Annotated in this window: 15 protein-coding genes and 2 pseudogenes; 4 read left to right on the forward strand and 13 right to left on the reverse strand. The window is 67.4% G+C overall.

Going from position 1 to position 12,694, the window contains the following annotated elements; genetic code table 11:
• Positions 1 to 93 (forward strand): annotated as a pseudogene (locus tag ACWELQ_RS20635) (dehydratase); the annotation flags it as partial.
• Between the two features lie 396 nt (positions 94 to 489).
• Here the strand turns inward: ACWELQ_RS20635 and ACWELQ_RS20640 are convergent.
• The 3 genes and pseudogenes from ACWELQ_RS20640 to ACWELQ_RS20650 all read right to left on the reverse strand — a co-directional run.
• Positions 490 to 909, reverse strand: a pseudogene (locus ACWELQ_RS20640) (heparan-alpha-glucosaminide N-acetyltransferase domain-containing protein); the annotation flags it as partial.
• 82 nt (positions 910 to 991) lie between these two features.
• On the reverse strand, positions 992 to 1,783 hold the full coding sequence (locus ACWELQ_RS20645) for an SGNH/GDSL hydrolase family protein (RefSeq protein ID WP_452398660.1): 792 nt from the start codon (positions 1,781 to 1,783) through the stop codon (positions 992 to 994).
• A 149-nt stretch (positions 1,784 to 1,932) separates the two neighbouring features.
• Complete coding sequence (locus ACWELQ_RS20650; protein ID WP_452398661.1) at positions 1,933 to 2,463, reverse strand: NUDIX domain-containing protein; 531 nt, start codon at positions 2,461 to 2,463, stop codon at positions 1,933 to 1,935.
• An 81-nt stretch (positions 2,464 to 2,544) separates the two neighbouring features.
• Between ACWELQ_RS20650 and ACWELQ_RS20655 the strand changes: the two genes are divergently transcribed.
• A complete protein-coding gene (locus tag ACWELQ_RS20655) occupies positions 2,545 to 2,997 on the forward strand; it encodes an SRPBCC family protein (protein WP_452398662.1) in 453 nt (150 codons plus the stop codon).
• A 3-nt stretch (positions 2,998 to 3,000) separates the two neighbouring features.
• Here the strand turns inward: ACWELQ_RS20655 and ACWELQ_RS20660 are convergent, their stop codons facing one another.
• The 5 genes from ACWELQ_RS20660 to ACWELQ_RS20680 all read right to left on the reverse strand — a co-directional run bounded on the left by ACWELQ_RS20660 (position 3,001) and on the right by ACWELQ_RS20680 (position 5,871).
• Complete coding sequence (locus ACWELQ_RS20660) at positions 3,001 to 3,225, reverse strand: hypothetical protein (protein WP_452398663.1); 225 nt, start codon at positions 3,223 to 3,225, stop codon at positions 3,001 to 3,003.
• 35 nt (positions 3,226 to 3,260) lie between these two features.
• Positions 3,261 to 4,064 carry an HNH endonuclease family protein gene (locus ACWELQ_RS20665; RefSeq protein WP_452398664.1) on the reverse strand — a complete coding sequence of 268 codons (804 nt, stop codon included), beginning with the start codon at positions 4,062 to 4,064 and terminating at the stop codon, positions 3,261 to 3,263.
• A gap of 162 nt (positions 4,065 to 4,226) precedes the next feature.
• Positions 4,227 to 4,724, reverse strand: a complete 498-nt coding sequence (locus ACWELQ_RS20670) for a hypothetical protein (RefSeq protein ID WP_452398665.1) — start codon at positions 4,722 to 4,724, stop codon at positions 4,227 to 4,229.
• Between the two features lie 80 nt (positions 4,725 to 4,804).
• Complete coding sequence (locus ACWELQ_RS20675; protein ID WP_452398666.1) at positions 4,805 to 5,575, reverse strand: hypothetical protein; 771 nt, start codon at positions 5,573 to 5,575, stop codon at positions 4,805 to 4,807.
• Positions 5,572 to 5,871 carry a PadR family transcriptional regulator gene (locus ACWELQ_RS20680; protein WP_452398667.1) on the reverse strand — a complete coding sequence of 100 codons (300 nt, stop codon included), beginning with the start codon at positions 5,869 to 5,871 and terminating at the stop codon, positions 5,572 to 5,574. Before ACWELQ_RS20680 ends, ACWELQ_RS20675 begins: the two co-directional genes overlap by 4 nt.
• A 122-nt stretch (positions 5,872 to 5,993) precedes the next feature.
• Between ACWELQ_RS20680 and ACWELQ_RS20685 the strand changes: the two genes are divergently transcribed.
• Entirely contained in the window at positions 5,994 to 6,992 is a 999-nt protein-coding gene (locus tag ACWELQ_RS20685; protein ID WP_452398668.1) for a hypothetical protein, read from the forward strand.
• Positions 6,993 to 7,073: 81 nt separating this feature from the next.
• On the opposite strand, the gene ACWELQ_RS20690 is transcribed toward ACWELQ_RS20685, so the two are convergent.
• From ACWELQ_RS20690 to ACWELQ_RS20700, 3 genes are all read right to left on the reverse strand, one after another.
• The gene (locus ACWELQ_RS20690) at positions 7,074 to 8,195 is read right to left on the reverse strand and encodes an NAD(P)H-dependent flavin oxidoreductase (RefSeq protein WP_452398669.1); all 1,122 of its coding nucleotides are present in this window, start codon (positions 8,193 to 8,195) and stop codon (positions 7,074 to 7,076) included.
• 140 nt (positions 8,196 to 8,335) lie between these two features.
• Positions 8,336 to 8,743 carry an NUDIX hydrolase gene (locus tag ACWELQ_RS20695; protein WP_452398670.1) on the reverse strand — a complete coding sequence of 136 codons (408 nt, stop codon included), beginning with the start codon at positions 8,741 to 8,743 and terminating at the stop codon, positions 8,336 to 8,338.
• A 19-nt stretch (positions 8,744 to 8,762) separates the two neighbouring features.
• Entirely contained in the window at positions 8,763 to 9,140 is a 378-nt protein-coding gene (locus tag ACWELQ_RS20700) for an ArsR/SmtB family transcription factor (protein WP_452398671.1), read from the reverse strand.
• Positions 9,141 to 9,252: 112 nt separating this feature from the next.
• Between ACWELQ_RS20700 and ACWELQ_RS20705 the strand changes: the two genes are divergently transcribed.
• The gene (locus tag ACWELQ_RS20705; protein WP_452398672.1) at positions 9,253 to 10,488 is read left to right on the forward strand and encodes an MFS transporter; all 1,236 of its coding nucleotides are present in this window, start codon (positions 9,253 to 9,255) and stop codon (positions 10,486 to 10,488) included.
• Here ACWELQ_RS20705 and ACWELQ_RS20710 read toward each other — a convergent pair.
• The gene (locus ACWELQ_RS20710; RefSeq protein WP_452398673.1) at positions 10,485 to 11,627 is read right to left on the reverse strand and encodes a serine hydrolase domain-containing protein; all 1,143 of its coding nucleotides are present in this window, start codon (positions 11,625 to 11,627) and stop codon (positions 10,485 to 10,487) included. The genes ACWELQ_RS20705 and ACWELQ_RS20710 overlap by 4 nt on opposite strands.
• A 139-nt stretch (positions 11,628 to 11,766) precedes the next feature.
• Entirely contained in the window at positions 11,767 to 12,612 is an 846-nt protein-coding gene (locus tag ACWELQ_RS20715) for a DNA glycosylase AlkZ-like family protein (protein ID WP_452398674.1), read from the reverse strand.
• Positions 12,613 to 12,694: the final 82 nt, after the last annotated feature.

A 12,694-nucleotide genomic window follows, 5' to 3' on the forward strand; every position in this document is an offset into this window, starting at 1 on the left:
GCCGACCAGACCTACCGCTACTCCCCGGCCTCCGGTGATCCGGTGCCGCTGCACCTGGACGAGCAGGTGGCCAAGGATGGTTCGCAGCAGGGTGGCTGCGTATGCCGCGGCGAGTAGCGGGTCCGCGATGACGGTGGGTCCGGCAAGTGGCAGCCAGTGCGTGATGGCGGACAGTGCAGCGATCGGCAGTCCCACAGCGAAACCGATCCATTGCACGCGCGGCAACAGTGGGAGATAGCGCTCGGGGAATTCGAGGAGTCGAGCCTTCCCGGCGGCGAATCCCACCAGCAGCAGCGGCAGGACATTGACCAGACCGAACAGGAGAAAGGTGGGGAGTCGGTCGACGAACAATTCCCAGCGCCACGCTGCCGCCCGGCCCCACCCGGCACGCACGATGTCGAGGAGCCGCTCGTGCTCGGCGGGCTCCACGCCCGCTCCGCCTCCGGCCAGCGCACTCATGACGGCGATGGCCATGGCCCCGAGCCCGTACATGACCGCGGCGATCCACAAGAGTACGCGCGCACGAAACCTGCTCAGCGCCAAGAGCGCCAGTCCGAGCGCCCCGTACCCGAACAACACATCCCCGGTGAAGAAGAACACCGCGTCCACGACACCGATCGCCATGAGTGTGAGACATCGTCGGATCGTGCGGTTGCGTCCGCTCGCTCGAACCCGCGCCGCCGACCGGAATTGCATGGTCAGCGAATAGCCGAACAAGAAGGCGAACAGGACGTAGAACTTATTGTGGAACAACGCCTCCGATAGCGTCCTCGCGGTTCCGGCGGCGAATCCGCTCGGATCGGACATGATCTCGATATTGACCAGCAGGATTCCGCCGAGCGCGAATCCCCGCAAGGCATCGAGTTCCCGAAGTCTCGGCACCGCCGCGGTTGTACCCTCGCCCATCATGGACGGAGCGTAGGGAGGCGTCACGTGAACGCGGATCCCTCACCGGTGTGAGACCACCCCCGTACCGCGGAGTGAGTGCCCGTCAGACGGCGAACTGATCGTGGATTGCCGTTGCTACGGCTTCGTCGCCGCGGGGGGTCGGGTGGAAGGGGATGGCGTTGGGGTCGCGGGGGTCCTGGAAGTTGTTGAGCCAGGGCTGGTCGGTGCCGAGGCCGTGGCCGGTGGTGGCTGCGCGGGCGTCGAAGAAGTCGACGCCCAGGAGGGTTGCGGCTTCGCGTTGGGCGCGGTCGAGGCGATCGAGCGCGTCGAGGGCCGCTTGGCCGCGGGGCTGGACGAATCTCACGACGCCGAAGGCGTTGAAGGACACCGAGTCCTGACCGGGGCGGAAGAATTCCGGGTATCCGACGAGCACGATGCGGGCGTTCGGCGCGTAGTACTTGATGTAGGTGATGACGCTGCGCAGGCGTTCGGCGTATTTCGCGCCGGTCAGCTTGTCGGGGCCCACGAGGCGGTTCTGTGCCGTGGCCTCGGTCCCGCACCCGCCGATCAGATCGAGCACGCAGTGCTGGAGGGCGTACCACAGGGTCGTGTCATCGGTGCCCCAGCGGTCGTTCAATCCGAATTGCAAGGCCACCAGCTTGGTTCGCGGCCCGAAAGCGCCTGCCTGATCGGCCTGTTGGGCCTCGGTGGTGGCCGTGTAACTGGGCGGGGTGTCGAGGGATGCGCCGGGGCAGGAGAGGTCGGCGTAATCCGGGGTGCCCGCGACGCCCATCAGCGTGCTCAATCGAGTGGGCCACGAGGTGTCGCCGTGGCGGCATTCGGTCGCGTGGTCCTCGACCATCCAGGCATTGGCGCTGAACGAATCGCCCAACACCACAAGTTCTTTACCCTCGGCCGTAGCCGCAGCACTCATTCCGGCCGCGCTGATCGAAGCGGCGGCGGCCAGGGCCAATACACTGAAACGAAACGCTTTCATCCTGCTGGGAGTTAATCACCCTCGCGGCGCTCCCGCTCCCCCCGAATTCATTGGGCAGTATGGAACTCGGTGGCCAGTACGAGGAGATCAGGCACGTAGGACCCATCCCTGGCGGCTCGCACACGGGCCTCCTCCAACGTGAACAGCCCGACTTCGAGAATGGTCTCGGCGTCATCGGGATTGGTGGGCGGGCCGGTAAGGGTCACGTCCGCGGTGCACCAGAGCCACGCCTTGTGCGGGTGGGGCTGCCACGGCCGGTACGGGGTGGGCCGGTCCGTCGTCGCGTAATGCGCGCCGAATTGCCGGATGGGCCCGATCAATTCGGCTCCGGCTTCCTCCACGAGTTCTCTGGCGACACAGGATTCGATGGATTCCCCGGCCTCACGGGTGCCGCCGGGCAGGATCCAGACATCGCGATCATCGCGGCAGAGCACGATGCGGTCGCCGACGAAGCACACGACATGGATGTTGGTGACGAGTTCGTCGGGCGGGAGTTCGGTGGAGAACTGAACATCCAGACCGCCCCACTCCCAGCGGGCAGGGGCGTGCAGCAGGGGGAAGCGGTCCGCGAGCGTCATGCCCCGACCGTACCGGGGTTGGCAAAGCAATATACGACGGCCGATCCCACCTTCTAGAACCAGTTTCAGTAAGGTTCCCTCATGGCCTTCGTCATCGACAGAACCGTGGAGATCGACGCGCCCGCCGAGCTGGTCTGGCAGGTGCTCACCGATGTGGACAGGTACGGGGAATGGAATCCCTTCTGCCTGGAGTGCAAGACCACCCTCGAACCGGGGTCGCCGATCGACATGAAGGTGCGCCTGGTCGGCCCGAAACCCAAGCAGCAGCGCGAATTCATCCGCACCCACACCCCGGGCGAGGAATTCAGCTACGCCATGAAGCCCGTACCGCTGGGCCTGCTCAGCAGCGAGCGTGCGCACACCGTGACCGCGCTGGCGGACGGCCGCACCCGCTACGTCTCGCACTTCCAGCTCAACGGCCTGCTCGCCCCGGTGGTCTCCGGACTGCTGGGCAGCGCGTTGACCACCGGGTTCGAGGGCATGACCAATGCGGTCAAGACACGCGCCGAAGCCCTGAAAGCCGTGCAGAACTAGCTTTTACGCCTCGAACGGCTGCACATTGCCGGCGGCGTCGCGGTCACCGCTCTCGTTCTCGATGGCGGTGGCCAGCTCCTGCACACTGTTCCAGCTGCGCGGTTGCTCGTCCTCCAGATTGCCGATCGTGTACCAGGTGGCGGTGCCGCGATACCGCACCAGCCCGTGCCCCGAATAATCCAGCGTCACATCGAGATCCCCGGAGACCGTTCCCTCTTCCCGGGTCATGACGGCTGTCTCGCTGCGGATTTCGACGATGGCGACTATGTGAAGCCTCCCTTGGTGACGCATTCCTGCACCGCGGTCTGCAGTGCGGCCTGCTCCTTGGTATCGACGTTCAACCCGTACTTTACTTTCACCTGGATGTAGTGCCCGATATAGGCGCACCGGAAATTCCCGGGCGGAATGTAACTCGACGGATCCTGGTCGCCCTTGGAGCGGTTGGCCGTGGGATCGGAAACCACCAGGTTCAGCGCGTCATTCGCGATATGGCGGCGGGTGTCGTCATCGAACTTCGAGGCGCCCGAGCGCCAGGCCTCGGCCAAGGCCACGATGTGGTCGATGTCGAGCGCCGAGGAATCGGTGGTCCACTTGTAGGGCTTGAGGGCATTGGTCTTCTTGTCCATGACCCCGTACTGGTCGCGCCAGCCGCCATTGCTGCCGACGCTCAATTTGCACGAGGCCGGGTCGAGTTTCACCGGCCCGGTGGCGTCGCGCAGCAGCACCACATCGCGCGTGGTGCAGCGACTGTATTGCGCGAAGTCGTCACCGAATCCGTGTTCGGGTTTCTCGGTGTCCCAGTGCGGGAATCGGTCGCGCGAATAACCGGTCATCGGTTGTTCGTCGGCGACCTTCAGCTTGCCCAGCAGGGCACTGATCTCCTTGGCCGATCCCGCCGGTTGGACGGGCCCGGACGGAGCGGGTGGCCCGCTCGATTCCGGTTTACCGGTGCCCGTGTGCTTTTCGATCAGCACGGTCACGACGGCCAGGGCGACCACGAACAGGAGCGAGAGCGCCGCTTTCAGCGCACGGCGTAGCGCGGGAGACGAACGTAGCTTCTGCAACATATCCCGCAAACCTTGGCAATCGGTGGCCCGAAACAGCAAGCCGCAGGGTGGTTTCGGAGACGCGTGTCACACTCCGCCCTTCCATGCTGCGGTGCGGCAAGATCGAAAACAATGACGGTGCAGGCACTTCGGGCCCGAATCCGGCGCGTCGCGAGTGTCGTGTCAGATCTGATGCCACCAGGCTATGAAGAACACGACGCCGCCCGCGGACAACACGACGGCCACCGGCACCGGCCACCACGGCCCGATCCGTCCCAGCAATCGTTGGGCGAGACGCAGTTCGAGCAGCCCCAGTCCCGCGATCAGCAGCACCCACAGCGGCAGCAGCAGCACGCCCCCGGCGAAGTGGACCGCCCACGCGCCCGCCAATGTCGGCCCGCCCCAGGAATGTTGATAGTCGTGCGCCGCGATCAAGGGATAGAACAGGCCACGCACGGCGGCCATGATCATGAGGAAGGCGGCGAACCAGGCGACCAGCGCGACCGCGGCCGCCAGTACCGTATGGACGGCCGACCGCACCGGTCCCGGTTCCCGCAACTCGAACGGCGCGCGGAACATCCGTCGGACTACGCGAGCCCGAACCCCCGTGGGCGCGAAGGCAACCTGCAGCGACAGCAGCGCGTAGTACGCCGCCCGCAGCACCCGCTCGCCCTTGCCCATGTCACCCACACTAACGCGCTCGCCGCGCGCGACCGGGCAACCCGACCGGCGGCGGTCCCGCGTTGTGAAAGGAGTCGACCTCAGTCCGTGAGAGACGGTAGCTCGCAGAGCCCCACGACGGCCGCGATCGCGAACACCGTTGTGAGTGCGCCGCAACCGGCCGCGAACGGATCGAATCGGGCGCCGGAGAACGCGAAGATCAGCAAGACCGCACCCGCGGTCGCGGCCACCACCGCCAGGATCAAACCTCCGAGACCGGCTCGCCACCGCCGCGGTGCGATCACGGCGTCGGGGCCGAGATTGGCCAGGACCCGCGAACCCGCACCGACGACCGACATCCACCCGATCCACCACGCCGACAGCAGAACCAGCCGGATCGGCGTCGGCGGAATCCGCGGCAGCACACCGCCGTGCACGGCGATCACCACGGCCGCGACCAGGGTCAGCGGCACGGCGAAGTATCGCGCGGAACTGCGGATCGCCGCGGCCAGCGCGGCCCTGCCGAAGCGTGGCATCGGCGTCACCAACACGCATCCCACCAGCAGGGCCATCGCGCAACCCCGGAGCACCTGTCGCAAGCCGGTGTCGGAGTCCTCGGTGACGAGATTGGCGATGAACCATCCGCAGCCCGCGACCGCGAGCATCATCGCCTCCGCCCGCGCGCTGCGCTGCCCGCGGTGACGAGGCGGCCAGATCGCCGGTCGCAGCCAGATCCCGGCCGCACTCGTGACCAGATTCGGCCAGGATCGCCAGCCGTCGAAACACGCTGCGGCGCACAGGTCCTCACCCCACCTGTCGAGGTAGGGCCGGGGATACAGCAGCCGCACCAGGATTCGGGTGAAGCCGATCATGCCGGGCTGACCCCCAGGCGCCGCAGTCCGGTGCTCGACACCTCGGCCATCGACCGCAGTTCTCGTTCCAGCAAGGCCGTGCCCTGCGGGGTCAAGCGAACCGGACGCTGCCGCCCGACGCCATCGAGTGCTTCGATCAATCCTTTGGCTTCGAGCCGCGCCAGCGCTCCGTAGAGGCTTCCTGCCGCCAATCGTTCACCGACCAATTCCTCGATCGCGGCATTGATCGCATAGCCGTGCAACGGCCCCTCGGCGAGCGCCCACATCACCAGCACCTGTGCGTCGTTGGCCAGCATGACGACCTCCTCTTCGGCTCTCCTCGCAGAGTAGTACACATTGCGTAGCTCGTGCTGCGTAGTACGCGGCGCGTACTATCGCGAGGGTGACCGGCAGTACCCGGTCGAAAGGAGTGGTAGCAGTGGAGAATCGACAGTTGGAATCGGCCGACGACGGGGTCCGGGGTGTTACGGCCGCGGCGCTGACGACCTCGTTCGCGGCGGGTACCGGATTCGTCGCCCTGGCATGGACGACAACCCAGGCCAAGGCCGTACGAGCGGCGAGCCCGTGGCAGGCGGACCCGTATGACGTCATGGTGTCCTTCGCCGAATTCGTTGTGCCGGGCGTGCTCCTGCTACTCGCACTGCGAATGCTGCTGTGGCGCAAGGGGCAACCCCAGCCCGCCTTTCGGGTCGCACAGCTGGTGCGGACGGCCACCGCGATAACGGGGCTGGTCGCGTTGAGCGCGGCCGTGGACTGGGTCGCGGTCGCCGCCCGGGCCGATCGCGAGGACTGGAGAGCACCGACCACGCCGGTGCTGATCGCCGCACTCGCCATCCTCACCGCCGTCGCGGTCGCCGGGCTGATCCTGCAACGAAAAGCGCTGCGACTGCCGGAGTCCGGACGGGCGCACGACGCGGATTGGGTCGACGACATCGAACCGCTGGCCGCACTGCTCACCGGCGGACGAACCATCGTCCGTCCCGAGTTCCTGGGCTCGGTGGCGGCGTTCGCCCGCCGTCACGACATCGCCGTGCTCGCGGCGGCGGCCGGGTGCGCCGGGGTGGCGGTGGTCGCCGCGCAAGCCGTCGGCGAGAGCTGGACCGACCCGCTGCTCATCCTGTTCGCGATCGTCATCGCCACCACCGGATTCTTCGGTATCGCGATGCTGGGCAACCACATCCTCGTTTTCATCGCCCCGCGACCGCGCCCGAACCGAACGCATCGCATGGTCCGCGCCGCCGTCACAGCCGCCGCGTTGGGAATGCCGATCACCGTCGGCCTGCGCTCCGAGATCTGGCGCGTGCTGGGCGACGGCGTCGGCCATTCGCCCATGGGGCTGCTTCTGTTGGCGACCGCAGGCGCGGTCGCCATCGGCAGCTTGACGTTCACCGTGGCCGCAGCACGGACCCACTCGTAACCATTCCGGCGACCAACTGCCGCCGGAAACGACTCGGCGCGCCGAGGTAGCCCTGCCCGGCGCGCCGAATTGTGCTGTCTGTCAGCCGTTGTTGAGCTTGTTGAGCCGCTCGCAGGACTCCAGGTACTCGGCGATGAGCCGCTGCACCACGTCGGCGGAGCGCTCCATCTTGTTCATCATCCCGACGACCTGGCCGACCGGGTTGAAGTTCACGTCCTTGGCCTGCTCGGGGTAGCGGTGCCCGCGCTTGACGCCGTCGAGGGCCACCATCATCTGCAGCGGCATGCCCAGCGGCTTCGGGTTCTCCGGCGCTTCCCACGCCTCGGTCCAGTCGTTCTTGAGCATGCGGCACGGCTTGCCGGTCCACGAGCGCGAGCGCACGGTGTCGGAGCTGGTGGCGTCGATGTAGGTCTGCATCTGCGCGGGCGGCACATTGGCCTCCTCGACGGTCAGCCACAGCGAACCGGTCCACGCGCCCGCCGCGCCCATGGCGAGCGCGGCCGCGACCTGACGGCCGTTGCCGATGCCGCCGGCGGCGAGGGCGGGCATATCGCCGATGGCGTCGATCACCTGCGGCCACAGCACCATCGAGGCGATCTCACCGCAGTGGCCGCCACCCTCGGTGCCCTGCATGACCACGAAGTCGAGCCCGGCGTTCTTGTGGTTGAGCGCGTGCTTGACCGAACCGCACAGCGCGCCGATGAGGCGGCCGGAGTCCTGGATCTGCTTGATCACGTCATCGGGCGGCGTGCCCAGCGCATTGGCGACCAGCTTCGCCTTGGGGTGCTTCAGAATCACCTCGATCTGCGGGGCGACCGTGGTGGCGGTCCAGCCCAGCAGCTGGTTGTGCTTCTCCTCCGGCGGCAGGTGCGGCACGCCGTGATCGTTGAGGATCTGCTCCGCGAAGTCGCGGTGGCCCTGCGGAACCAGCTTGGCCAGTTGGGCTTCCAGCTCCTCGGGGCTCAGGCCCTCGACGCCCTTGCCCTCGTATTTGGAGGGAATGACCAGGTCGACGCCGTAGACGCCCTGCACGTGGTCGTCGAGCCACTGCAACTCCACCTCGAGCTGCTCCGCGGTGAAACCGACCGCGCCGAGCACACCCAGACCGCCCGCATTGCTGACCGCGGCGGCCACGTCGCGGCAGTGGGTGAAGGCGAAGATGGGCACGTCGATGCCGAGGCGATCACAGATCTCGGTACGCATGTGTGGTGGGCTCCTCTGAACTTTCCGGCACTGGAAACGTTGTGCCCACAACACTAGAACACGTTCTACAAATTGACCAGTGTGTGTATGATTACCGGTGAGTACGGATGCGGTACCTGTTCCAGTTTTCGTGCCGCGCGTCAGCGTGTGAGCAGGCCGTCGGCCACCAGATCGTCGAAGAGCAGCTGATCCACCGGCGGCACCTGCGGCCGATGGGCGTAGGTGAACCAGGCGATTTCCTCGATCTCGCTGCTGACCGCGATCGTGCCGGAATATTCGGCGGTGTAGCAGGCCATCCGCACGACCGCGTCGGGAATCAGGGCCTCGTAGGTGCCCACGTGGGCGACGGATTCGGGCGTGAGCTCGACGGTAAGCTCCTCGCGGATCTCGCGGACGAGAGTCTCCAGATCCGTCTCCGCGCCTTCGCGTTTGCCGCCCGGGATATAGAAGACATCCTTGCCGCGCGGCCGCGCGCACAGGATCTGACCGTCCTCGATCCGTACCCACGCCACCGTGTCGATCAGTCGCTGCTCGCGCTCCGTCCGCATTCGCGCAGCCTAGCGGGCCTCAGTCGGCGGGCTGCCACGCCGCGACCAGGTCGAGCAGGCCGGGGAAGCGGGTCTGGAGGTCGTCGATGCGGACCTGACTGCGGCGTTCGAGGCCGTACTGGCGTTGACGTGTGACCCCGGCTTCGCGCAGAGCCTTGAAGTGGTGTGTCAGTGAGGATTTCGGGCGGTCGATGCCGAACCAGCCGCAGGGGTGGTCGTAGGACTCGGCGTCGAGCAGCAGCTTCTGCACGATGAACAGCCGCAGCGGGTCGCTCAGGGCGGCCATGACGGTTTCCAGGCGCAGCTCGTCGAGGGTGGGTTCGGGCAGCGGGTCCGGGACCGTGGCGGGTTCCGGCGGGAGCACGAACGTCGAGGTGGGGCGAACCTTGGTCGGCATGGTCTGGCTCCTCGGCGTCGGCGCTTGTACGACTTTGATCGTACAGCATGCTATGTTCGACTTCATTCGTACTAGTTCGAGTTAATTCGAACTATGAGTGGAGGTAGTGGAAGTGGTTGCGACACAATCTCGTCCGGCGGACACGGCCGATCTCGGAACCCACCCCCGGGTGGCCCCGACGTGGTGGATCTGGCTCGCCGCCTGGCCGGTGACCGCCGTCTTCGTGCTCTCGAATGCCGCGACGCCGCTGTACGTGCTGTGGCAGCGCGACTTCGGATTCTCCAAGGGCACGATGACCGTCGTCTTCGCGTTCTACATCGTCGGACTGCTCGGCTCCCTGCTGGTCTCGGGCATCGCCTCGGACCGGCTGGGGCGCAAGGCAGTTCTGCTCCCGGCACTGCTGCTCGCGGCCATCGCCTGCCTCATCTTCGCGACCGCGCCCAGTGTCATCGCCCTGATGATCGCGCGGCTGCTGACGGGCATCGCGGTGGGTGCCGCGGTGTCGGCGGGCATGGCGGCCGTCGCGGATGTGGCCGGTCCGGAGCGCAAGCATCTCGGCGCGCTGTTCGCCTCGACGGCCATGGTGCTGGGCGCGGGCGTCGGCCCGCTGCTGTCAGGTGTGCTCTCCGAGACCGTACCCGCGCCCACCGTCTCTGTGTTCCTGCTCGAGATCGCACTGCTCACAACGGCGTACATCACGGTGCTGCGCATGCCGGTAGCCCGGCCCGCGGAGCGCGGCACGGGATCGTGGATCCGGGTCCCCCGCGTCCCGCTGGAGAACCGCCGTCAGCTCTTCCTCGGCATCGCCGTCTTCGCCCCCGGCATCACCGCGACCTCGTTCGTGCTCTCCCTCGGCCCGGCCCTGTTGTCCGGCCTGCTCGGCACCACCAGCCGAATCGTCGCGGGCGCCATGGCCTTCGCGATGTTCTTCACCGCCACCGCCGTCCAGTTTGCGGCCCGCTCCCTGCCCCGCCCGGTCACGATGACGATCTCGGCCATCGCGACCGGACTAGCCATGTTGACGCTGGTCATCGCGGTCCACATCCAATCCCCGGTGTTCCTGATCGCCTCGGCCCTGCTCGCCGGAGCGGGACAGGGTCTGGGTCAACTCGGCGGCCTATCCCTCCTGGGCCATGCCGTCCCCGCCGCACGGCTCGCGGAAGCCAACGCGGCGTTCAATATCGGCGGCTACCTCCCCGCTGGCTTGCTGCCCGTCAGCGTCGGATACCTCAGCGACGTGGTCGGCCTCTCGACCGGCGCGACGACCTTCGCCCTGACCTTGCTGGTCCTGTCCGTCGTCGCGGGCCTCGCCATCATCCGCAATCGCACCACCCTCGAGGCCGCCTAGGGACACAGGGCGTGGGAGAGGAGATCGAGATAGTTCGGGATAGGGGCTCCGGAGTCGGTGAGGGCGAGGGTGATCGCTCGGCCTTCGGGGGTGGCTCCGGAGATGGTGGTGTAGCCCGCGATGCCGCCGGTGTGGCCGAAGTAGCGTGCGCCGCAGGAGAGTTGGGTGTAACCGATGCCGAGGCCGTATTCGAGGGGGTTGGCGGCAGATTCGGGCAGGGTGGCCAGCATGTCGTGGGACTGGGCGTCGGTGATGATCTTGCCGGACAGCAGGGCCATGTAGAAGCGGTTGAGGTCGGCCCCGGTGGAGATGAGGCCACCCGCGCTCCAGGGAATCGACGGCTCGGAGCGGGTGACATCGACGGGCTTGCCGTCGACGGTGGTGTAGCCGTGCGGGTGGGGGCCGCGGAAGTCGACCTCGCCGGGGCCGGGCAGATAGGTGTCGGTGAGCAGGTTCGGGGTGGTGATGCGGGCGGCCAGCTCGTCGGAATACGGTCTGCCCGTCACCTTTTCGATCAGCATCCCCGCCACGATGAAGTTGGTGTTGGTGTACTGGAACCGGTCCCCCGGCGGGAACTGCGCCGGATGCCGCAGCGCGATGGCGATCTCCTCGGCGGGGGTGAAGGTGCGACGGTCGCCCACCGCCTTCACCTCGTCGAGTTCGGGATCCTCCGACAACTCGGGCAGTCCGCTGCGATGCTGCAGGATCTGCCGCACGGTGATCGCCCGCCCGTCCACGCCATTGCCGGTCAGCAGACCCGGCAGATAGGTGTCGATCGGCGCGTCGAGCCGCACCTTGCCCTCCGACACCAGCTGCATGATCATTGCCGCGGCAAAGGTTTTCGAGATGCTGCCGATGCGCACCTGCTGCGCCGGGGCCATCGGAATCGCCGCCCCGCTGGTCCGATCGGCGACCCCGGCCGTCAACGTCACCGTCTGACCGTTCTCGGTGAGGGTGGCGATCGCCCCGGTGGTCCCGGCCCGCACCAGCCCGTCGATATCGTCGCGGACCCGCTCGACCCGCTGCGGCGAGACCGCCATCGGCGTGGTCGAGACCGGTTGCGGGGCCGTCGTACTCACCGTCCCGCAACCCGCCGCACCCGCCACCGCCAGCACCGCCGCCATCAGCCCGATTCGCATACCTCGACGGTAGGGACGGCGAATGTCCCGAACATCCGGACAACCCCTGAGAACACCCCTGAAAATCCACCCGGACGAAATGGTTCGCGCACAGGGGATTCCGGGGGAATCGGGAATGACCCAGCCCGGGTGAGAACGGTCAAGCGGCGCGGACGGAGTCGATCGGTTGTCCGGTGGCCAGGCTCAGACGTGGTAGGTCGGCGGAGATGTCGGTGAGAGGCGCGGGAGCGCCGTCGAACATCGACACGATCAGCTCGCCCTTGTCGAGATCCCAGGTTCCGGCGATGCGGCCGCCGAGCAGAACCAGCGGGGAGATCCAGCCTGCGGTGCGGCTGACCTTGGCGCGGTGATCGCCGGGCAGCAGTGCGGTGTCGGCGGTTCCGGGACCCAGCACGTACTGATCGAACTGGCCCAGGAGGTGGACCGCCGCGGTCGGCTCGGTGGCGACCAGCTCATCGAGGTGTTCGGTGAGGAAGTAGCCGGTGCGGCCCTCGATCTCGATCTCGGTCAGTTCGTCGCCCAACTCCGAAAACCAGCGGCGCACAGTCGGTTTGCTCAAGAAATTGCGGGTCAGCCAGTTGTTGAAGATGTCCGGCGTCGCCGGGCCGTACGCGCCGAGATAGGCGCGGATGAGTGTGGGCGCGGCGGTATCGGGGTCCGGAATACCCGGCCAGCCGGGAACCACATGCGTGGGATGGGTGAAGGTGACTGCGGTGCCGCGACTTTGCCCATAACAGAGGGCGCCCTGCCAGGCCAGCGGCTTGAGCATCGAACCCCAGCCCGACCGCAGATGCGTCTCCAACGGCTGGAATCGGGGTTCGGCGATGATCTCTCGCACCAACTCGTCGCGCGTCAGGACGCGGCCGTCGAGGATCTCACCGACCGCTTTCACCAGTGCGGCGACATCCTCGGGCGTGGCCCCGGCGGCCTTGGTCCAGGCCGGTTTCTCCCAGGTGCGCGCCGGGCCCCGGCCCCGGCCCCCCATCACCCCCCGCCCGGGGCCGGTGCGCGCCCCCCCCACCCCCCCCCGGGCCCCCCCCCCCCCCCCCCCCCCCCCCCAAGCCCAC

It is taken from the genome of Nocardia sp. NPDC004722, assembly GCF_053601505.1.